18 protein-coding genes are annotated in these 20354 nt (G+C 67.7%); 7 read left to right on the forward strand and 11 right to left on the reverse strand.

Features of this window, described 5'->3' with window-relative positions:
- Positions 1-2: 2 nt before the first annotated feature.
- Both IMZ29_RS06195 and IMZ29_RS06200 read right to left on the reverse strand, forming a co-directional pair.
- Complete coding sequence (locus tag IMZ29_RS06195) at positions 3-1529, reverse strand: UxaA family hydrolase (protein WP_216181712.1); 1527 nt, start codon at positions 1527-1529, stop codon at positions 3-5.
- Positions 1529-2542 carry a Bug family tripartite tricarboxylate transporter substrate binding protein gene (locus tag IMZ29_RS06200; protein ID WP_216181715.1) on the reverse strand — a complete coding sequence of 338 codons (1014 nt, stop codon included), beginning with the start codon at positions 2540-2542 and terminating at the stop codon, positions 1529-1531. Before IMZ29_RS06200 ends, IMZ29_RS06195 begins: the two co-directional genes overlap by 1 nt.
- Before the next feature lie 134 nt (positions 2543-2676).
- Here IMZ29_RS06200 and IMZ29_RS06205 point away from each other — a divergent pair, with 134 nt between their 5' ends.
- Both IMZ29_RS06205 and IMZ29_RS06210 read left to right on the forward strand, forming a co-directional pair.
- The gene (locus tag IMZ29_RS06205) at positions 2677-3669 is read left to right on the forward strand and encodes a LysR substrate-binding domain-containing protein (RefSeq protein WP_216181718.1); all 993 of its coding nucleotides are present in this window, start codon (positions 2677-2679) and stop codon (positions 3667-3669) included.
- A gap of 68 nt (positions 3670-3737) precedes the next feature.
- Positions 3738-5144: a GntP family permease gene (locus IMZ29_RS06210; protein WP_216181721.1), complete on the forward strand. Its 1407-nt coding sequence runs from the start codon at positions 3738-3740 to the stop codon at positions 5142-5144.
- Between the two features lie 7 nt (positions 5145-5151).
- Here IMZ29_RS06210 and IMZ29_RS06215 read toward each other — a convergent pair whose 3' ends face one another.
- Positions 5152-6342: a DUF418 domain-containing protein gene (locus tag IMZ29_RS06215; RefSeq protein WP_216181723.1), complete on the reverse strand. Its 1191-nt coding sequence runs from the start codon at positions 6340-6342 to the stop codon at positions 5152-5154.
- Positions 6343-6447: 105 nt separating this feature from the next.
- On the opposite strand from IMZ29_RS06215, the gene IMZ29_RS06220 reads away from it, so the two are divergent.
- Both IMZ29_RS06220 and IMZ29_RS06225 read left to right on the forward strand, forming a co-directional pair.
- Positions 6448-6927: a VOC family protein gene (locus IMZ29_RS06220; RefSeq protein ID WP_216181725.1), complete on the forward strand. Its 480-nt coding sequence runs from the start codon at positions 6448-6450 to the stop codon at positions 6925-6927.
- A gap of 216 nt (positions 6928-7143) precedes the next feature.
- Complete coding sequence (locus IMZ29_RS06225) at positions 7144-9300, forward strand: TonB-dependent siderophore receptor (protein WP_253206906.1); 2157 nt, start codon at positions 7144-7146, stop codon at positions 9298-9300.
- 6 nt (positions 9301-9306) lie between these two features.
- Here IMZ29_RS06225 and otnI read toward each other — a convergent pair whose 3' ends face one another.
- The 8 genes from otnI to IMZ29_RS06265 all read right to left on the reverse strand — a co-directional run bounded on the left by otnI (position 9307) and on the right by IMZ29_RS06265 (position 17547).
- Positions 9307-10104: a 2-oxo-tetronate isomerase gene (gene otnI, locus IMZ29_RS06230; protein WP_216181729.1), complete on the reverse strand. Its 798-nt coding sequence runs from the start codon at positions 10102-10104 to the stop codon at positions 9307-9309.
- A 40-nt stretch (positions 10105-10144) separates the two neighbouring features.
- Entirely contained in the window at positions 10145-10852 is a 708-nt protein-coding gene (locus IMZ29_RS06235) for a class II aldolase/adducin family protein (RefSeq protein WP_253206907.1), read from the reverse strand.
- Entirely contained in the window at positions 10849-12120 is a 1272-nt protein-coding gene (otnK, locus tag IMZ29_RS06240) for a 3-oxo-tetronate kinase (RefSeq protein ID WP_216181731.1), read from the reverse strand. The genes IMZ29_RS06235 and otnK overlap by 4 nt, the downstream gene beginning before the upstream one ends.
- A complete protein-coding gene (gene ltnD / locus IMZ29_RS06245; protein ID WP_216181733.1) occupies positions 12117-13019 on the reverse strand; it encodes an L-threonate dehydrogenase in 903 nt (300 codons plus the stop codon). Before ltnD ends, otnK begins: the two co-directional genes overlap by 4 nt.
- A gap of 33 nt (positions 13020-13052) precedes the next feature.
- Positions 13053-14417, reverse strand: a complete 1365-nt coding sequence (locus IMZ29_RS06250) for a GntP family transporter (RefSeq protein WP_216181735.1) — start codon at positions 14415-14417, stop codon at positions 13053-13055.
- Positions 14418-14554: 137 nt separating this feature from the next.
- On the reverse strand, positions 14555-15328 hold the full coding sequence (locus IMZ29_RS06255) for a FadR/GntR family transcriptional regulator (protein ID WP_216181737.1): 774 nt from the start codon (positions 15326-15328) through the stop codon (positions 14555-14557).
- Positions 15329-15427: 99 nt separating this feature from the next.
- The gene (locus tag IMZ29_RS06260; RefSeq protein ID WP_216181740.1) at positions 15428-16408 is read right to left on the reverse strand and encodes a Bug family tripartite tricarboxylate transporter substrate binding protein; all 981 of its coding nucleotides are present in this window, start codon (positions 16406-16408) and stop codon (positions 15428-15430) included.
- A 215-nt stretch (positions 16409-16623) separates the two neighbouring features.
- On the reverse strand, positions 16624-17547 hold the full coding sequence (locus IMZ29_RS06265) for a YicC/YloC family endoribonuclease (RefSeq protein WP_216182030.1): 924 nt from the start codon (positions 17545-17547) through the stop codon (positions 16624-16626).
- A gap of 102 nt (positions 17548-17649) precedes the next feature.
- On the opposite strand from IMZ29_RS06265, the gene rph reads away from it, so the two are divergent.
- From rph to hemW, 3 genes are read left to right on the forward strand one after another with little or no spacing between them, the layout of a single operon-like run.
- The gene (rph, locus tag IMZ29_RS06270) at positions 17650-18396 is read left to right on the forward strand and encodes a ribonuclease PH (RefSeq protein WP_216181743.1); all 747 of its coding nucleotides are present in this window, start codon (positions 17650-17652) and stop codon (positions 18394-18396) included.
- Positions 18393-19109 (forward strand): RdgB/HAM1 family non-canonical purine NTP pyrophosphatase, encoded by a 717-nt coding sequence (rdgB, locus tag IMZ29_RS06275; RefSeq protein WP_216181746.1) that lies wholly within the window; start codon positions 18393-18395, stop codon positions 19107-19109. Before rph ends, rdgB begins: the two co-directional genes overlap by 4 nt.
- Positions 19110-19116: 7 nt before the next feature.
- Positions 19117-20346, forward strand: coding sequence for a radical SAM family heme chaperone HemW (gene hemW / locus IMZ29_RS06280; RefSeq protein WP_216181749.1), 1230 nt, complete (start codon positions 19117-19119; stop codon positions 20344-20346).
- The last annotated feature ends 8 nt before the right edge of the window (positions 20347-20354 follow it).

Consider the following 20354-nt stretch of genomic DNA (forward strand, 5'->3'; position numbering starts at 1 on the left):
GCTCAGCTCACAATGCCCAGATGCCAGGGCACGAATTCGTGGTCGCCCAGGCCCAGGGCTTCGCTCTTGGTGGGGCGGCCCGAGGCCGCGGCGAGGATGTGTTCGAAGATCGCCTGGCCCATGCCGGCGATGTCGCGCTCGCCGTCGATGACGAGTCCGCAGTTGATGTCCATGTCCTCTTCCAGTCGCTCGAACATGGGCGTGTTGCTCGCGAGCTTGAGCGTGGGTGCCGGCTTGGAGCCGAACATCGAGCCTCGGCCCGTGGTGAAGCAGATCAGGTTGGCGCCGCTCGCGATCTGGCCGGTCACGGCCACCGGGTCATAGCCCGGGGAATCCATGAACACCAGACCGTGATGCTGGATCGGCTCGGCGTACCGATACACCGCCTGCAAGGGCGTTGTGCCGCCCTTCATCGCCGAGCCCAGGGATTTTTCGACGATGTTGGCAAGGCCGCCTTGCTGATTGCCATGACCGACCACGCCGTTGAACTGCGCGTTGTGGCCTTGCGCGTAGGTCTCCCACCACGCCAGCCGATCGAGCAGCGCGTGGCCCACCGCGGGCGTGACCGCGCGGCGCGTGAGCATGAACTCCACCCCGTGGATCTCGGGCGTCTCCGAGAGAATGGCCGTGCCGCCGTGGCGGACCAGGATGTCCATGGCGGCGCCCAGCGCAGGGTTCGCACTGATCGCAGAGAAGCCGTCGGAACCGCCGCACTCCAGGCCGATCGTGAGGTGGCTCGCATCCACGGACTCGCGGCGGGCTTCGTTCGCGGCCGGCAGCAGCGCTTGGACGGCGGCGATGCCCGCCGCGATGGTGGCGCGGGTGCCCCCTGTGTCCTGCATGACGAGGGTCTGCACGCGCGACTCGAGGGCCTGGGATTCCACGAGGCCCGCCACCTGGTTGCGCTCGCAGCCCAGCCCGACCACCAGCACGCCGGCAAGATTGGGATGGCGTGCGTAGCCCGCCAAGGTGCGGCGCAACGTATCGAAGTGCTCGCTGGGCGAGGACATGCCACAGCCGCTCGTCTGGGCGAAGGCCACGACCCCGTCCACGTTTGGCCAGTCGGCCAGGCGCTCGGGCGTGAAGTGGGCGGCGATGCGCGAGATCACCGAGGACGAACAGTTCACGGTGGAAAGAATGCCGATGAAGTTGCGCGTGCCCACGCGGCCATCGGCGCGCACGTACCCGTCGAAGCGGGCGCGTTCGGCCACCGGCACATAGGCGACGGGCGCGACGTCCGCGCCGAAGGCCGGATCGACGTCGCCGTGCGCGAGTGCCATGTTGTGCGCGTGCACGTGCTCGCCCTGGGCGATGTCACGCGTGGCCACGCCGATCACGGTGTTGTACTTGCGGATGATCTCGCCCTGGGCGATCGCGCGGGCTGCAAGCTTGTGGCCTGCGGGCACCTGCGAGCGCAGGCGGGCGCCGAGTTCGGGCAGGGTGATGCCCAGCCCCAGCACCTGACGGGCGATCACGACGTTGTCGGACGCGTGCAGGCGCAGCGTCAGAGGCAGCTCACTCACGGGCATCAACCTTTCTGCAGCAGGGCCTTCAGGCCGAGACGTTCGATGAGCACGGTCTCGCGGTCGTACTCCGCGGCGATGTACTGGGCGTATTCCGGGCCGTCGAGATACATGAGCGGCGCGTCGATGAGGTCCGTCGCACGACGGAACGACTCGCTTTGCACGGCCTGGCGAAAGGCGTCGCGCAGCACCTGGGCGATGGCCGGGTCCATGCCCGCGGGGGCCCCGACGCCATTGGGCGCCTGCACCACGACGTCGTAGCCCAGCTCGCGCAGCGTGGGGGCCTGTGCAAAACGCGGGGGGCGCGTGTCGCCCCAGGTCGCGAGCAGGCGCATCTTGCCGCTCTCCACATGGGGCGCCCAGGAACTCGAATCCGCGAGCAGATCGACCTGGCCCCCGAGCACGTCCATCAGGGCTGCCGCGCCGCCGCGGTAGGCCACCGCGTGCAGCTCGATGCCGGCGGCAAGCGCGAATTCTTCCATGCCGACGTGCGTCGCGCCGCCAATGCCCGCATGCCCGTAGGTGAGGCTGCCCGGCTTGGCCTTGGACGCTTCCACCACGTCCTTGAGCGTCTGGAAGCGGGATTCTGCCGGCACGGCGATGCCGAAGGTCTGACCCGAGGTGCGCGCGAGATACGTGAAGGATTGGCGCGGATCCAGCGCCAGGGTGCCGAGCTGGGAGAAGCGCGTCACCGAGATCGGGATCTGCCCGATCGTGTACCCGTCGGCCGCCGCGCGCGCCAGCGCCTGCGCCCCAATCATCCCGGAAGCCCCCGCCTTGTTCTCCAACACCACGGACTGGCCCAAGGCTTCGCTCGCGGCCTGACACAGCGCGCGCATCGACTGGTCGGCCGTGCCGCCCACGGGCCACGGACAGATGAAGGTGATGGGCCGGGCCGGATACGTGGCCGAGGCGGCCACCGCCGTGGGCATGCGGCCGGCCACGCCGCAGGCGATCAGCGCTGCGCTGCCGGCCATGAGCTGACGACGCCGAGGATTGGCAAGAGGGGAACGCGACATGGAGTCTCCGTCTGTTGTGACCCGCCGTGCGGCGGGGGCTTTGTGTGTGGAGCGGATTCTGCGCGTCTGCCCCATAACAATCCAATCGAAAAGTGGAATTGCTTCATGAGGTTTGGGTTATCTACACTGCGTGCATGACCCAACTAGACCGCGTATTGCGCTCCAACATCAAGCTGCGCCACCTGCAGCTCATCGTCGCCCTGGACGAATTCCGTCATCTCGGGCGCACGGCAGAGTTCCTGGCGGTGTCGCAGCCCGCGGTGTCCAAGATGCTTGGCGACGTCGAAGCCATGCTCGATCTCACGCTCTTCACGCGCTCCACGCGGGGCAGCGAGCCCACGCCCGCGGGGGTGTCGCTCGTGCGCTTCGCGCGCGGGGTGCTGGCCCAGTACGAGACGACGCGCGAGGAGATCGCGGCCATGGCGAGCGGGACCGCGGGGCGCACGCGCGTCGGCGCCATGGTCGTCGCCCTGCCGGTGCTGCTCGCGCAGGCGGTGACGGCGCTCAAGGCGCGGGCCCCCCAGGCCACCGTGCTCGTGGAGGAGGGCGATCTCACCCGACTGCTGCCGCGCTTGCGTTCTGGCGAACTCGACGTCTTCGTGGGCCGGCTCGAGCCCGGCTACGCGGCGCCGGATCTGCTCACGGAGGCGTTGTACGACGAACCCATGGTGGTGGTCGTGCGGCCAGGGCATGCCTTGACGAGGGCCCGGCGGCCGACCTGGGGCACGATCGCAGCCCAGCCCTGTGTGATGCCACCGCCATGGGCGTCGCTTCGCGTCAAGCTCGAGCAGACCTTCCACCAGCATGGGCTCGCTCCGCCCACGGACGTCATCGAATCGGCTTCGCACTTGGCCGTGATGACATTCCTGCGTGAACGCGAGGCGGTGGGCTTCGTGGCCCGCAGCGTGGCCGAGCATTACGCGCGTCAGGGTTGGCTCGACATCCTCCCGCTCGTGCTGCCGCTGGATCTGCCGCCCGTGGGCATCATCACGCTGCGTGAGCATCCGTTGAATCCAGCCAGCGAGCGGCTCGTGGCGTGCCTGCGCGAGGCCGCGCGCGGCATGGGCCAGCCGATGACGCCGCGTCGGCGGGCAAGCCATGGCCGGCGCGGTTCGGCCAAGCCCTGATCTCGCGTGTCATCCCGATTGCTTATCATCTCGTAACCCGTACACCCCTGACCCGAGGAGACCCCCGCATGCCCGGCATTCTGGCGATCATGGTATCGCTCGCTTTATTGATGTTCTTTGCCTACCGAGGCGTCACGGTGCTGTTGCTCGCGCCCATCATGGCCGCGCTCGCCGTGCTGCTGTCCGGCGATGCCATGCAGCTGCTGCCGATCTACACCGACACGTTCATGCGTGCGCTTGGCAACTACGTCATCCAGTTCCTGCCCATCTTCTTGCTGGGCGCGCTCTTTGGTCAGCTCATGGCCGATTCCGGTGCGGCCAACACTATTGCGCAGGCCATCACGCGGCGGCTGGGGCATCGGCATGCGATCCTCACCGTGGTGCTCGCCTGCGCCGTGCTCACGTACGGGGGCGTGTCGCTTTTCGTCGTGGCCTTCGCGATCTATCCCATTGCCAAAGCGCTGTTCCGCGCCGCTGACGTGCCCAAGCGCCTGATCCCGGCCACGATCGCCCTGGGCGCCTTCACGTTCACGATGACGGCGATGCCCGGCACGCCCGCGATTCAGAACGCGATCCCGATCCCGTTCTTCGGCACCAACGTGTTTGCCGCACCGGGCCTGGGCCTGATCGGCTCGGCGATCATGCTGGTGGGCGGCATGGCCTGGCTGCGTTCACGCGCCACGCGGGCACGGGCCGATGGAGAGGGCTACGGCGTGCACGAGGACGATGGCGCTCAGGCGCCTGCCGAGGGCGCCGAACGTGGCGGGCTTTCCGTGATGCCGCTTGCGCTGGCGGTGTTGCCGCTGCTGCTCGTGATCGGCATCAACGCGCTCTTCACGTACGGCATCTTCCCGCGCATGGATTTCGCCTTCATGCAGGCAAGCTTTCCCAACGTCGATCCGGCCAAGACGACCGGCCTGTGGGCGCTCATCATCGCGTTGGCGGTGGCCTGCCTCACGCTCGTGCTGGTGCGGCTGGGCAAGTGGGAGAACCTGCGTGAATCGGTCAACAAGGGCGTCTTCGGCTTCATGCTGCCGCTCTTCAACACGGCTTCTGAGGTGGGTTATGGCGCCGTCATCGCCGGCCTGGCGGGCTTCGCGCTGATTCGCGATGCGGTGCTCAATGTGTCGCCCAACAATCCGCTGATCTCGGAAGCGGTCGCCATGAACGTGCTGGCCGGCATCACCGGATCCTCCTCCGGTGGCCTCAGCATTGCGCTGCAGACGCTGGGCGCCGAGTATCTGGCGATGGCCGAGCAGGTGGGCATGAGCCCCGAACTGCTGCACCGGGTGGCGGTGATGGCCGCCGGTGGCATGGACACCTTGCCGCACTGCGGCGCCATCATCACGCTTCTGGCGATCTGCAAGCTGAACCACCGTCAGTCGTACGCCAACATCGCCATGGTGACCATGGTAGCGCCCTTGGTGGCCCTGATCACGGTGATCACGCTGGGCACGCTGTTCGGCTCGTTCTGATGCGCGGCTAGCCCGCATCCTCCGGCCGCCGCCTCGTGGGGCGGTGGCCCAGGGTGGCGGCGCGCAGCAGCCATTCCATCCAGCCATACGGGGCGCGGTGCAGCCACCAGCGACTGATGGCGACCTGCACCGCGAACAGCGCCAGGGCGATGCCCAGCACCGCGACGGGCGAGCGCTGCCCCATCCAGCCCAGCCCATAGGCGTAGAACAACCACGCCAGCACGACGGATTGCGTCAAGTAGTGCGACAAGGCCATCCGGCCCACGGGAACCAGCAGGCGGCGCAGGGTGTGCCCGACGTTCGATCTCAGCAGAAGCAGAGCCCCGGCCACGTAGGCGGCGGTCAGAAAGGGCGCCGTGGCCAGACCCATGGCGAGCCCGAGCAGGGGCATGGGGGTGTAGAGAGAGAGGTACGCGTAAACCACCGCGCCGGGCAGCCCGATCCCGATGCCCCACGCCAGCATGCGGTGCAACAGCGCGGCGTGCTGATTCGGACGGGCCAGCAGCTCGTGGCGCGCCGCCACGCGGCCGACGCAGAACATGGCCAGTGCCATCGGTGCCTGGACGAAGATGAGGCCGATGGCGGCCAGCGCCACATCGCGCAGGTTCTGCTGCCAGGCGCTCGATGCCGACTGCGTGTAGGCGGCCACGACCCCTTGGGCATCGGCCGCGAGCGCGGCAACATCCACCGGCACGGCGGGCACTTCCAGCGCCACGCCGATCGCGAGCCAGACCACGGTTGTGATCCCAAACAGCGCGCAGGCGGCTCGCCACAGCTGACGGTCGTCCTTGTCTCGCCAGGCGAGCAGCACCAGGCCCATCACGGCGTAGGTGGCGAGGATGTCGCCATAGAAAACGAACACGGCATGCAGCGCACCGAAGATCCACAGCATGGCTAGTCGCCGGCGCATCCGTGCCGCGAAGTCCGCGCCATCGCGCTCGACGGACTGCGCCTGCAAGGTGAAGCTGTAGCCGAAGAGGAACGAGAAGAGCAGGTAGAACTTGCCCTCGAACGCCAGCGCCACCAGGAACCGGACGGCCTGATCGAGCGGCCCTGTGCCCTCTGGCTGCAGGCCAAGATTGCCGGCGCCGGACACGAAGAGCTGGATGTTGACGACGAGAATGCCCAGCAGCGCGAGGCCGCGCAGGGCGTCCAGGCTATCGATGCGGGCAGGGGTGAGGACAGGTGGGTGCGGCATGACGGGAAAGACGACAGAGGGCGTATGCTTTGGCGCAGGGTAACGCGTCCTGCGACAGCGTCGCCTGTTGGTGTCCCTGCAGTCTCAACCCCGAGGAGCCTGGCGATGACCCCCAAGAACACGATCTGCCTGTGGTACGACGGCACCGCGCAGCAAGCCGCCGAATTCTATGCCCGGACCTTTCCCGACAGCGCTGTCACGGCCGTGCACCAGGCCCCTGGCGATTATCCCGCCGGCAAGGCGGGCGACGTCATCACCGTCGAGTTCACGGTGATGGGCATCCCATGTCTGGGCCTCAATGGGGGCAGCGACTTCACGCACAATGAGGCCTTCTCGTTTCAGGTCGCCACGGACGATCAGGCCGAGACCGACCGGCTCTGGCAGGCGATCGTTGACAACGGCGGCCAGGAAAGCGTGTGCGGCTGGTGCAAGGACCGGTGGGGCGTGAGCTGGCAGATCACCCCGCGCGTGCTGACGGACGCGATCGCCAGCCCTGACCGGGCAGCGGCCAAGCGGGCCTTCGAGGCCATGATGACCATGCGCAAGATCGACGTGGCCGCGATCGAGGCGGCGGTGCGCGGGTGAGCGAGGGGGCCGCGCACATCTAATTCCTGAGAAGGCCTTCACGCACGGACGTGTACGACCGACGCGCATACATTTGAATAAACAAAAATAAAAATAACAATAATTATCATTCATGTTAAGGTCTCGGTCGTTTCTTATGCGCTGTCGCGCGATTTCTCAGGAGTTCCCATGCCCGTCAGGCGCGCTCTGCCCAAGCCTTTATGCACCACGATTGCCATGCTGTTGCCGCTTCCGGCGATGGCGATGGCGCAGGCCGCGGCGGGCACGCCCGTGCCTGCGCTTGCCCCGATTCTCGTGCAGAGCACGGCCAGTGCGCTGGAACCGACGTCCGGCTACCTTGCTCAGGAAAGCCTGACCGCGACCAAGACGGATACGCCCGTCATCGAGATCCCGCAATCGATCTCCACCGTCACCCAGGATCAGCTTCGGCAGCAGGGCGCGACCTCCTTGAATCAGGCGTTGCGCTACACCTCGGGCGTCACACCCGAGAACCGCGGCGCGGTGGCCACCCGACTGGATCAGTTCACTGTCCGTGGCTTCTCCGCAGCTTCCTTCCTGGATGGCCTGCGCGTGTTCGGTTCGCGTGATGCGCTGCCCCAGGTCGACGCGTACCGGCTCGAACGCATCGATGTCCTGAAGGGCCCGTCATCGGTGATGTTCGGGCAGGGCGGGCCGGGCGGCATCGTGAACCAGATCAGCAAGCGCCCCCTCACTGAGCGGCTCAACGAGATCGGGCTGCACGTAGGCAACTTCGACTATCGGCGGCTGGACGCCGACTTCTCTGGGCCGCTCGATGCGGACAAGCGCTTCCTGTATCGCGTGACGGGCTCGGCCTACCTGTCGGACGGCCAGATCGATCACACGAAGGAGCGGCGCTACTGGATCGCGCCTTCGTTCACCTGGCAGCCGAACCGCGATACGCGCCTCACGATCCTCACGAACTTCCAACGCGATCCTGACATGGGGTCTTACGGCGGCGTGCCCGCCATGCGCGCGTTGACCGTGCCGGCCGATGGATATCGGCTGCGAGCAGGGTTCTACGACGGCGATGCGAATTACGAGACCAGCGACCGCCGCCACAATCTCGTGGGCTATCAGTTCGAGCATCGGTTCAGCGACGCGCTCGCCTGGCGCTCGAACGGGCGCCTGCTGCATGCCGAAGGCATCTACCGCACGGTCTACGCGGATTCCTCCGGCACCGGGTTCGTCGATCCCGGCCTCACCTTGATGCAACGCCGACGGGGCGGCACGAACGTCGAGATGGACCAGGTCGTGCTCGACAACCGCCTGCAGGCGGACTTCGCCACGGGCGCCTTGCACCATACGGCGTTGGTGGGCGTGGACTTCGCGCACCTGGATTCGGACACGCTGGGCAGCTCGTTCGATGCGGCGCCGCCGCTGGACATCTTCAATCCTGACTATCGGCAGGTCATTCCCGAACCCAACTGGATCTCGCAGACGCATCAGCGTCAGTATCAGACCGGTGTGTATGCGCAGGACCAGATCAAACTGGACCGCCTGTCCGTGCTGCTGGGCGGGCGCTACGACTGGTCTCGCACCATGAGTGACGCGACGACACTGGCGACAGGCGTGACGCGGCATACGCCGCAGCGCGCCAAGGCCTTCACAGGGCGGGCCGGGCTGATCTACAACTTCGACAGCGGCGTGGCACCCTACGTCAGCTACTCCGAGTCGTTCGAGCCGCAGAGCGGCACGGATCGCGACGGCAATCCGTTCGACCCCACCGAAGGCGAGCAGATCGAAGTCGGCGTGAAGTACCAGCCGCGCGGCACGAACGCCTTGTTCACGGCGGCAGCCTTCGACGTAAGACGCAAGAATCTGCTGACGGCCATTCCGGGGTGCATCGGCACCGGCTGCCAGGAGCAGACGGGCGAATTGCGCACGCGGGGGCTTGAGTTCGAAGCGCGTGGCGAGCTTGCACGTGGCCTGACCGTGATCGGCAATTATTCCTACATCGACAACGCCTATACGCGGGACAACGCCAGCTCGAGCAGCCCCAGTCTGGTCGGCAAGGCGCCCACGGGCGTGCCCGTGCACCAGGCGTCGGTCTGGACACGATATGAGCTGCAGGACGGTCCGCTGGCCGGCCTCGGGATGGCCGCCGGCGTGCGCTATCTGGGCACGAGCGCAGGGGACCCTCAGAACACGTTCAAGGTGCCGGCCGCCACGCTGGTCGATGCGGCGTTGGACCTCGACCTCGGCCGCGTGTCACCCGATCTGAAGGGCATGCAGGTGGCCCTGAACGTGTCCAACCTCTTCAACAAGGAATACTTCGCGTCGTGCTGGTCGACGTCGTTCTGCTACTACGGCTATCAGCGATCCGTGCGCGCCAGCCTGCGCTATCGGTGGTGATCGAGTTCAAAGCCAGGCCTTGAGCCAGCCCAGACCTTCGGTCGTCGGATGCGCGGCGCTGGTGCGACCTGGGCGATACTCGCAGCCGATCCACCCGTCGTAGCCCAGGCTGTCGAGCAGGTGGAAGAGGTAGGTGTAGTTGATCTCGCCCACGTCGGGCTCGTGGCGTTCGGGCACGCCGGCGATCTGGATATGTCCCACATTGCCCGTCGGAAGAGAGTGGCGGATCTTCATGGCGAGGTCGCCTTCGACGATCTGGCAGTGATACAGATCCATCTGCACCTTGACGTTGGCCGCTCCGATCTCAGCGATCAGCGCGTGCGCCTGATCCTGGCGGCTCAGAAAGAAGCCCGGCATGTCGCGGCCGTTGATCGGCTCGAGCAGGATCTGGATGCCGTGGGGCGCGGCAAGCTCTGCGGCGTAGCGCACGTTGGCCACATACGTGTCACGCACGGTGGCGGCATCCAAGCCTGCCGGCACCAGGCCGGCCATCACATGGATGCGCGGGCACTTTAGCGTCTGGGCGTAGGCGATGGCCTGGGCAATGCCTTCACGGAACTCGGCCTCGCGCCCGGGAATGCAGGCGATGCCGCGCTCACCCGCGTCCCAGTCGCCCGGCGGGGCGTTGAAGAGCACCTGCTGCAGACCGCTGGTTTGCAGGCGCGCAGCAAGTTCTGCCGCGGGATAGGCGTAGGGAAAGAGGTATTCGACGGCCGTGAAGCCATCGCGGGCGGCCGCGGCGAAGCGGTCGAGGAAGTCCACCTCGTTGTAGAGCATGGACAGGTTGGCAGCGAAACGGGGCATGGTGAGTCGTCTCAGGAAAGCGTAGGGCGGCTGGCCGATGTCACCAGCTCGCACCGAAGGTCTGGCGCAGCTTGTCGATCTGGGCGTCGGTGAGCGGGATGACGTCTGGCTGCAGGCGATGCAGGTGGGCGGTCTCCTCCAGCTCTTCCAGCACGGCCATGGCTTCGGCCGGCGTGTCATGCCAGACGTTTGGCCCCAACCGGGCCAGCATCACGGCGCGCAAACGGCGACCCTGGGCCGCGTGCTGCGCGATCGTGCGGGCCACGGCGTGCGCGGCATCCGGGTCGCCCGGCCGGCGGTAGGCGATATGCGGCACGCGCCCCACCTTCATCACGAAGTAGGGCGTGATCGGGCGCAGCAGTTCCGCGTCGTCCGCGAGCGCACCGCCGGCGGCGTGGTCTGCTGCGAGCGAGCACGCCACGAGCTGCGTGCTGTGGGTGTGGATCACGCAGCGCGCGGGCTGGCCTGCTGCGGCCGTGGCGTCGTAGATGTGACGGTGCAGGGCAATCGTCTTGCTGGCTCGATCCCCGGAGACCTGCTGGCCCTGGGCGTCGAGCCGCGCCAGGCGTTCGGGCTGCAGCACGCCCAGGCACGCGTCGGTGGGCGTGATGAGATAACCGTCGGCCAGACGCACACTGATGTTGCCGGCACTGGCGTGCACGTAACGGCGCTCGTACAGGCTGCGGCCGACGCGGCAGATCTCCTCGCGAGCCTGGGCTTCGTCCAGGAAGGGGGGCGTGGCGGTCATGTCGCTCCGTGGGCAAAGGCCTTGGTGAAGAAGTCGCGGCTGCCGAAGTTACCGGACTTGAGCGTGACGTGCATGCCCTCGGGCGCGTCGGGCGCCACCGCATGGCACCATGGCACGCCCGGGTCGATCTGGGCGCCGATGCGCATCTGCGTGATGCCCAGGGCCTGCACGCAGGCGCCCGAGGTCTCGCCGCCCGCCACGATGAGCTGGCGCACGCCGCGCTGGACCAGGCCACGGGCGATGGCGGCGATGGTGTCTTCCAGCATGGCACCGGCCTGTGCCGAGCCGAGCTTTGCCTGTACCGCACGTACCGCCGAGGGCTCTGCGGTCGAGTAGACCAGCACCGGGCCCTGGGCGAGGTGCGTGTCGGCCCAGGCCAGGGCTTCGGCGGTGACGTCCTTGCCCGCGGCCACGCGCAGGGGATCGATGGCCAGCGCCGGCTTGCCGGACTGGATGAAGTCCATGACCTGTTGATTGGTGGCCACGGAGCAGCTGCCGGATACGATGGCCTGCAGGCCCTGCGGTGCGGGCAGGCGCGCGGCGTCCTCGCCCGGCACCACGTCGAAGTTGCCCGGCAGGCCGATCGCCACGCCCGAGCCAGCGGTCACGAGCGGCATGCCCTTCAACGCCGGGCCCAGACGCATCAGGTCGGCGTTGGAGACGGCATCGACCACAGCCATGCGCACACCCTCGGCCTTGAGCGCATCGATGCGCGCGCGGATGGCGGCGTCGCCCTGCGCCACGACGCGGTGGTCGATGAGGCCCACCCGGCTGGGCGTCTGTGCCTGCAGCACGCGCACCAGGTTCGCGTCGGTCATCGGCGTGAGCGGGTGGTTCTTCATGCCGCTCTCGTTCAGGAGCTCGTCACCCACGAAGAGGTAGCCCTTGAACACCGTGCGATGATTGTCCGGGAAAGCCGGTGTCGCAATGGTGAAGTCCGTGCCCAGTGCTGCCATCAGGGCATCCGTGACCGGACCGATGTTGCCTTGCGCGGTGCTGTCGAAGGTGGAGCAGTACTTGAAGTAGATCTGCTCAACGCCTTGCGCCTGCAACCAGGCGAGCGCCTGGAGCGATTCGGCGATCGCGTCCTGCGCAGGAATCGTGCGCGACTTCAGCGCCACCACGACGGCGTCGGCATCGGTGTCGAGCGGTGCCTGGGGCACGCCCATGGCCTGCACGACGCGCATGCCCGCACGCACGAGATTGTTGGCAAGATCGGTCGCGCCGGTGAAGTCATCGGCGATGCAGCCCAGTCGAGCCCGCGTCATGCCTGCTCCTTGCCTTCCGGGAGGGTGATGCCCGGGAAGATCTTGATGACGGCGCTGTCGTCTTCCTTGGCGAAGCCCGCCGTGGAGGCCTGCATGAACATCTGGTGTGCGGTGGCGGCCAGAGGCAGCGGGAACTTGGTCGCGCGTGCGGTATCGAGCACCAGGCCCAGATCCTTCACGAAGATGTCCACCGCCGACAGCGGCGTGTAATCGCCCGCCAGCACGTGCGCCATGCGATTCTCGAACATCCAGCTGTTGCCGGCGCTGTTCGTGATCACTTCGTACAGGGCGTCCGCTTCGACGCCTTCGCGCAGGCCCAGGGCCATCGCCTCGGCCGCCACGGCGATGTGCACGCCCGCAAGCAGCTGGTTGATGATCTTGACCTTGCTGCCCGCGCCCGCGGCATTGCCCAGGCGATAGACCTTGCCGGCCATGCCGTCGAGCACGGCACCGGCCGCTGCATAGGCCTCCGCCTTGGCCGAGGTCATCATGGTCATCTGACCCGAAGCCGCCTTCGCAGCACCGCCCGAGATGGGCGCGTCGACGTAATGTAGCCCCAGCGCATTCAGGCGGGCTTCCAGCGCCACGGACCAGTTCGGGTCCACGGTGGAGCACATCACGAAGGTGCTGCCCGCGCGCATGGCCGCGGCTGCGCCGTTGTCGCCAAAGAGCACGCTCTCCGTCTGCGCGGCGTTGACGACGACGGACACGACCACGTCGCTCGCCTGCGCCAGCGAGGCCGCCGTGTCATGGGCCGTGCCGCCTTCGGCTGCGAAGGCTGCCGCCACGCCGGGGCGCACGTCGCACACATGCACGGTGAAGCCGTTGTTGCGCAGGGTCTTGGCGATGCCAGCGCCCATGGCGCCCAGGCCGATGATGCCAACGGTCGGTTGAGTCATAGTGTTGTCCTTGAAAGATCAGTGAGCGCGGGCTCAGGCCACCAGGGTCCACAGCGCGGCCGTGAACGCGAAGCCAGCCAGGCCCAGCACGGTCGTGAGTACCGTCCAGGTGCGCAGGCCGTCGCCCACGCTCAACCCCAGATAGCGGGTCACGATCCAGAAGCCCGAATCGTTGACGTGCGACAACCCGAGGCTGCCGAAACCGATGGCCACGGTGATCAAGGCCACCTGCAGCGCGGTGTACCCGCCGGTGGCGATGGCTTCGGCCAGCAGGCCGCACGTGGTGATGATGGCCACGGTTGCCGAGCCTTGCGCTGCACGCAGCGCGAGCGACATCACGAAGGCGAGCAGGATGAGCGGCAGGTGCGTGGCGGTGAGGCTCGCCGAGAGCGCCGCGCCGATGCCGCTGGCCGTGAGCACCTTGGCGAAGACGCCACCTGCGCCAGTCACGAGAATCACGGTGGCGGCCGGCGGCAGTGCGGATTCCATGATCGCATTGGTGCGCTCTCGGCTCCAGGCCTGGCTGCGGCCGAGGAGCCACATCGCGAGGCCGACAGCCACAAGCAGGGCGAAGACCGGAGAGCCGATGAAGCCCAGCACGTTGCGCACGCTGTCACCTTTGGGCAGGAGCGTGGCGCCGGTGGTGCCGGCCATGATGAGGGCAAGCGGGATCAGGATGAGGGCCAGGATAGTGCCCACGCCCGGGGCGCGACGCTCGGATGCCGATGCGGAGCCGCCCGTGCCAAAGGCCGCGAACTGCTCTGCCGTCGTGGGCAGCATCGGATAGCCTTTGCGGTTGAGCCAGCCTGCCACGTACTGCGCCAGCACGGCAAGTGGGATGCAGATCGCAAGGCCGATGATCGTGATCCAGCCCACGTCAGCCTGAACGATGGCCGCGCCACCGACGATGCCCGGGTGCGGCGGCATTACGACGTGTGCTGCCAGCATGATGCCGGCCACGGGCAGGCCAAACTTCACGGGATTGACGCCCGCCGCCTTGCAGAAGCCATAGATGATCGGCACGAGGATGATGAAGCCGACGTCGAAGAACACCGGAATGGCCAACACCAGGGCGGCTGCCGTCAGCGCCATCGGCACCCGCGAGGGCCCGAGAATCTGCGTGAAGCGGCTGGCCAGGCCCGCGGCGCCGCCTGAGACCTCGATCATGCGACCGAGCATGGCGCCCAGGGCGACGAGAATGGCGACCGAGCCGAGTGTGCCGCCCATGCCGGCGATCACGTTGGTGATGATGTCGGCGATCGGCATGCCGGTGGCGAAGGCCACCAGTAGGCTGACGAGGATCATCGCCACGAAGGCGTGCATCTGCCAGCGGACGATGAGCAGGAGGAGCAGGACGATACTGCCGGCGCCGATGCCGAGCAGGGTCAACGTGGACATGGGAGTGAGTCTCCAGACGACAGGCTGCGATACGGCGTCGCAGCGCATAATTTATGTGGCAAACAGGTCATCATACAAATTTGCGCGACATTTCGGTAGCGGGGGTGTCATGACTCACAGGGGTGGCCCCCCGGCCGTCAGACCGTCGGCGGCCGGCGCAGCAACGGTTCGGCCAGGCGCGCGCCATCGCCGGTCCAGAAGTCCGGATCGGCGTGCGCAATGCGCGTCAGCGCGTTGCGCATGTGCTCGGCCGCCGCGTGCCGGGCCGCGGCAGGATCGCCGGCTTCGATCGCCGCCACGATGCGCTCGTGTTCGCGCGTGACAGCCTGGGCGAAATCACCGCGGCGCGCCTCATTGGCGCGCGTGACGCGGGTCGCGCCCTGCAGGAACTGCGAGAGATAGTCGAGCGTGTTGATCATGAACGGGTTTCCGGCGGCATGCGCAATGGCGCGATGGAACTGCACGTCCTCTTCCACGCCGTCACGGCCCGCGAGTACGGCAGTCTGGATGGCCTGCATCGCCTGCCGGATCGCGCTGATGTCCTTGCGGGTGCGGCGCTGGGCGGCCATCTCGGCCACCTCGGCCTCCAGCGCGCGGCGCACCTCGACGATCTGCATGACGGCCTCGCGCGAGGCGGCCTCCTGCAGATCGAACTGCAGCGGCTCGATGCCAGGCGCCCGGGCGTACATCCCGCTGCCCTGGCGCGATTCCACCAGGCCCAGCGACTTGAGCCGCGAAATGGCCTCGCGCACCACCGTTCGGCTCACCTGGAACTGCTGCGCGAGGACGACCTCCGTGGGCAGCTTCTCTTCAGCCTGGATGCGCCCGGTACGGATCGCCGTCTCCAGGGCGCTGGCGACCTGGTCGGCGAGCTTGATGCCCGGCTTGATGGCGGAGAACGGAGAAGACATGGGCGCAACGTCAGGGGGCAAGAGGATTCCAGGGCAGCACACGGGGTGCCTGCGACTGTACCTCAAGCCCTGACGTTACCGGGCGCGGGAACCGTCGCGTCAATCGATGATGATGTTCGCCGCGGTGGCCACCTGCTTCCATTGCGCCGCATCGCTGGCCAGAGCAGCGCTCGTCGCCTTGGGATCCATGAACGCCGGCTCGGCGCCCTGACGCTTCATGGCGGCCACGACTTCCGGATTCTTGACCACCTCAGCCAGCGCGGCGGACAGGCGTGCGACGACCTCGGGCGGCACGCCGGCGGGCGCGACCACGCCGAACCAGGCGCTGACGTTGAAGTTGCTCAGACCCGCTTCCATGAGCGTAGGCACGTCCGGCAGCGACTCGCTGCGCTGCGCGGTGGTGACGGCCAATGCTCGCAGGCGGCCCGCCTGGATCTGGCCCATGGCCGAGGGCAGGTTGTCGAACATCATGTTGACTTCGTTGCCCAGCATGGCCGAAGACGCGGCGGCCGAGCCGCGATAGGGCACGTGCGTGACGTCCGTGTTGGTGAGCCTTTTGAAGAGCTCGGCGCTCAGATGCAACGAGGTACCGTTGCCGTTGGAGGCGTAGTTCAGCGCACCGGGTTTGGCCTTGGCCTGCGCCACGAGCTCCTGCACCGTCTTGATGCCGGATTCCGTGTTGACGACCAGCACGTTGGGTACGCGGCCCAGCATCGCAATGGCTTCGAGTGAGTCGGGCGCGTAGGGCAGGCTCTTGTAGACCGCAGGGCTGATCGTGATGGCGGGCGACGCCATCAGCAGGGTGTAGCCATCGGGGTTGGCGCGCGCGGCATCGGCTGCGCCGATGTTGCCGCCCGCACCGGGCTTGTTGTCCACGACCACGGTCTGACCCAGGGCCTGCCCCAGGTGAGCACTCACCAGGCGCGCCATGCTGTCGATGAGGCCGCCGGGCGGGAAGGGCACGACCAGGCGGATCGGGCGCTCGGGCCAGGCTTGCGCGAGGGCAAGCGGGGTGGTCAGCGCGAGAAGGGAGCCGGCAGCGGCGCACAGGACAGCGCGGCGGGAAAGCGTGAAGGCCATACGGAAGGTCCAGGCAAAAGCATAGTGGGAGAAATCCTGCCTTGGACCGCACGGTGCACGAGGACCGACAAAGCGGGTCGTCGACGCATGGTCCTAGGTTGACCATGTCATCATACAAATTAAATGGTAACAGTGGCTTACGGGTTTACCCTTGCCGGGCGGCTAATTAGGTTGCGAAAAAAGCCGGCTTGCCAACGCCGGCCCGTGCGCGCTCGCTACTCGATGTTCTGCGCCTGCTCGCGCAGCTGTTCGATAAGGAGCTTCAGGTCGACTGCCGCGCGGGTCATCTCGATCGCGCCGGCCTTAGAGCCTAGCGTGTTGGCTTCGCGATTCATCTCCTGGAACAGGAAGTCCAGGCGCTTGCCCGGGCTGCCGCTCGCTTTGCCCTTGCCCGGTGTGGCGCTGCCGCTGAGGATCCGGTCGAGCTCGGCGCGATGCGAACCCAGACGTGAGAGTTCTTCGTCAACGTCGATACGCAGCGTGAAGAGCGTGGCTTCGTGCGCGAGGCGCTCGGAGAGTTCGGCACCCGTGATGCTTTGCAGCCCGCCGGGAAAGGCCGATTCCACTGCGTCACGCAGCTTGCGGCCCAGGCGTTCGCGGTAGTCGACGAGGATCTGCGGCAGCTGGCCCTGGATCTGCGTCACGATCTCGCCGATCGCGTCGGCGCGCTCGCGCATGATGCCCGCGAGGCGCGCGCCCTCGGCCACGCGCGCGTCCTGCAACTGGACCAGGGCCGTGTCCACCGATTGCAGGGCGGCTTCATCCCAGTGGGCAGGGTCGTCGGCGTCCGCCTGTACGCCTGGCCAGGCGAGCAGCTCAGCCAAACGGGGCGTGGCCGTGTCCGGCACGATGGCGCGTACCGCGCGCAACAGCTCGGCGGCGCCTTCGAGGGCCGCGAGGTTCAGGCGGGTCGGATCGGTGCTGGCGCGGCGGGTGAGGTTGATGCGCACTTCGACCTTGCCGCGGGGGACGGCGGCCGAGATGCGCTCGCGCAGCGCCCCTTCCAGGTGGCGCAGTTCGTCGGGCAGGCGAAAGTGCAGATCGAGAAAGCGGCTGTTGACGCTGCGCAACTCGAGGGCGAGGGTGCCGCGCTCGAGGTTGACGCTGGCGCTGCCGAAGGCAGTCATGCTGCGGATCATGGCGGCTCGTACAATGAAGGTTTGCATGCAGACCGCGGGAACGGGTCAGGCGCCTTTGACAGGGGCCGGCGCGCGTTCCGCGGCAACGGGTAGCCATCATATATGACAGCGTTCGCAACCGACGGCCAGGCCGTCGCCCGGCCCTCCGGCCGTCGTCCCGACGCCCTGCGTCCCATCCGCCTGCAACGCGGCTTCACGCGGCATGCCGAAGGCTCGGTGCTGGTGAGCTTTGGCGACACGCAGGTGCTTTGCACGGCGAGCGTGCTCGAGAAGGTGCCGCCGTTCCTCAAGGGCCGCGGCCAGGGCTGGGTGACGGCCGAATACGGCATGCTGCCGCGCGCCACGCACACCCGGGGCGACCGCGAAGCCGCGCGCGGCAAGCAGAGCGGCCGCACGCAGGAGATCCAGCGCCTGATCGGCCGCAGTCTGCGCGCCGTCGTGGATCTCGCAGCCCTCGGCGAGCGCACGCTGCATCTGGATTGCGACGTCATCCAGGCCGACGGCGGCACCCGGACGGCGGCCATCACTGGCGCCTACGTGGCCGCGGCCGATGCCGTGCGCTGGCTCATGGACCGTGGCCAGCTCGCCGTGTCGCCGCTGCGCGATCACGTGGCGGCGGTCTCCGTGGGGCTGTATCGTGGCCAGCCGGTGCTGGATCTGGACTACGCCGAGGATTCGGACTGCGACACCGACATGAACGTCGTCATGACGGGCGAGGGCGGCATCGTCGAAGTGCAGGGCACGGCCGAGGGCAACGCTTTTTCGCGCGCGCAGCTCGATGCGCTGCTCGACCTGGCCCAGTCGGGTATCGGGCAACTCGTGCGGCTGCAGCGCGAGGCGCTGGCATGAGCACGACGCGTCCGGATGGCGGGGCTGACACGCCCGCCCATGGGCACGACGAGGGCGCGGCATTGGCGTCGTCGGGTGAAGCGCTCGGCGCCGTGCCGCCTGCCAACGGGCCGCTCACGCGCGTCGTGCTTGCCTCCAACAATGCGGGCAAGCTGCGCGAGTTCTCCGCGCTCTTCGCCCCGCTGGGCATCACCCTCGTGCCCCAATCCGAGCTGGGTGTGACCGAGGCCGAAGAGCCGCACGCCACCTTCCTCGGCAATGCCGTCGAGAAGGCGCGACACGCCAGCCGGGTGACGGGCCTGCCCGCGCTTGCCGACGATTCCGGTCTGTGTGTGCGCGCCCTGGGCGGCGCACCCGGCGTCTACTCCGCGCGCTTTGCCGCCATGAACGGCGGCGAGAAATCCGACGCGGCGAACAACGCGCTGTTGGTGGAGCGCCTGGAAGGTGCCGAGGATCGGTCGGCCTGGTACGTGGCCGTCCTGGCGCTGGTACGCAGCGCCGAAGATGCCGAGCCCGTGGTGGGCGAGGGAATCTGGAACGGTGAGATCCTCGCCACGCCGCGTGGCGCCAACGGCTTCGGATACGACCCGTACTTCTTCCTGCCCGACCTGGGTCGCACTGCGGCCGAGCTGACCCCGGCAGAGAAGAATGCTGTGAGCCACCGTGCGCTGGCACTGGCCGAACTCGTGGCCAAGCTGCAGGCGGCAGGCTGACGCATCCATGCGAACCATCCCGATTCAGCGCGAAGCGGCCGGGCGTGCGCCTGCCGGGGCGGCGCCGCTCGCGCCGGCCAGGGGCACCCAGCTCACGCTGTTGCCCCCATTGGCGCTCTACATTCACGTGCCATGGTGCGTGCGCAAATGCCCGTACTGCGACTTCAATTCGCACGAGGCGCCTACGGCGTTGCCCGAGGCCGAGTATCTGGCGGCCCTGGCTGCCGATCTCGAGCAGGCCTTGCCGCTCATCTGGGGTCGCAAGATCGTGAGCGTCTTCGTGGGTGGTGGTACGCCCAGCCTGCTCTCGGCCCACGCGGTGGACAGCATGCTGGCGCTCGTGCGCTCGTATCTGCCGCTCCTGCCGGAAGCCGAGATCACGCTGGAGGCCAATCCCGGCGCCTCCGAAGCCGAACGCTTCGCGGCCTATGCCCAGAGCGGCGTGAACCGCATCTCCCTGGGGGTGCAGAGCTTCGATGACGCCTGTCTGCGGGCGCTCGGGCGCATCCACGACGCGAAGGCCGCGGTGTCGGCTGTCGAAGCGGCACAGCGCGCCGTGAGCCGGGTGAACCTGGATCTCATGACGGCCCTGCCGGGGCAGACCACGGATTCGCTGGCCCGCGACGTGCGCCTGGCGCTCGGCATGGGCACGGAGCACCTGTCGCTCTATCAGCTCACGCTAGAGCCGAACACCGTGTTCGCCAAGTACCCGCCGCAAGGCCTGCCTGACGACGACACGGCCGCCGCCATGCACGACACCGTCGTGGAGACGGCCGCCGCAGCCGGTCTTGAGCACTACGAGGTGTCGGCCTGGGCGCGGCCCGGTGCGCGCTGCCGGCACAACGTGAACTACTGGGAATTCGGCGATTACCTGGGTATCGGCCCCGGTGCGCACAGCAAGATCTCCTTCCCGGACCGCATCGTGCGCCAGGCCCGCGTGCGCAGTCCGCAGACCTGGCTTGCGCAGGCGGGCCGCCGCGATGGCTCGCATCTGGCCGAAGACCGCGTGATCCCGCCGGACGAACTGCCTTTCGAGTTCATGCTCAACGCCCTGCGCCTGCGTGAAGGCATTGCGACGGCCGAGTTCACGGCACGCACCGGCGTCTCGCTGGCGGCGATCTCGCCGGCGTTGGCTGCCGCGAGCGCCAAGGGGCTGCTCGACCCGGATCCCGGTCGCATCATGCCGACGCCGCTGGGCTGGCGCTTTCTCAACGACCTTCAGGCGATGTTCCTGTAGACCACGCG

Origin of the sequence: Verticiella alkaliphila, from assembly GCF_018904615.1 — a bacterium.
Lineage (GTDB): Bacteria > Pseudomonadota > Gammaproteobacteria > Burkholderiales > Burkholderiaceae_B > Verticiella > Verticiella alkaliphila.